This is a genomic window from Cupriavidus mimosae (assembly GCF_023952485.1).
Lineage (GTDB): Bacteria > Pseudomonadota > Gammaproteobacteria > Burkholderiales > Burkholderiaceae > Cupriavidus > Cupriavidus taiwanensis_C.
Genome location: NZ_JALHRY010000099.1, coordinates 1 through 855, shown reverse-complemented (window position 1 = coordinate 855; position 855 = coordinate 1). Strand labels below are relative to the sequence as shown.

Below are 855 nucleotides of genomic sequence, written 5' to 3'. Positions count from 1 at the left end.
CGCGGCCGCGCGCGACAAGCACCTGGCGCGCGGCAAGCTGCTGCCGCGCGAGCGCGTGCAGCAGCTGCTCGATCCCGGCACGCCGTTCCTGGAGCTGTCGCAGCTGGCCGCGTACGACATGTACGACGATGCCGCGCCCGGCGCCGGCATCATCACCGGCATCGGCCGCGTGGCCGGGCAGGAATGCGTGATCGTCTGCAACGACGCCACCGTCAAGGGCGGCACGTATTACCCGATGACGGTCAAAAAGCATGTGCGAGCGCAGGAGATCGCCGAGGAGAACCACCTGCCGTGCATCTACCTGGTCGATTCCGGCGGCGCCAACCTGCCCAACCAGGACGAGGTCTTCCCCGACCGCGACCACTTCGGCCGCATCTTCTACAACCAGGCCAACCTGTCCAAGCGCGGCATCCCGCAGATCGCGGTGGTGATGGGTTCGTGCACCGCCGGCGGCGCCTACGTGCCGGCGATGAGCGACGAGTCGATCATCGTCAAGAACCAGGGCACCATCTTCCTGGGCGGCCCGCCGCTGGTGAAGGCCGCCACTGGCGAGGAAGTCAGCGCCGAGGACCTGGGCGGTGCCGACGTGCATACGCGCCTGTCCGGCGTGGCCGACTACTTCGCGCAGAACGACCATCACGCGCTGAGCCTGGCGCGCAATATCGTGCAGCACCTGAACCGGCGCAAGCCGGACCAGATCCGCCTGCACGAGCCGGTCGAGCCGCTGTACCCGGTGGAAGAACTGTATGGCGTGATCCCGACCGATACGCGCAAGCCGTACGACGTGCGCGAGGTGATCGCGCGCCTGGTCGACGGCTCCGAGTTCGACGAGTTCAAGGCCCGCTACGGCACCAC

Annotated in this window: 1 protein-coding gene; it reads left to right on the top strand. The window is 68.0% G+C overall.

Annotation, left to right across the window (positions count from 1 at the left end; all coding sequences use genetic code 11):
* Positions 1-855 (top strand): carboxyl transferase domain-containing protein (locus MKD50_RS30490; protein ID WP_305882102.1); only part of this gene is annotated, 855 nt, incomplete at both ends.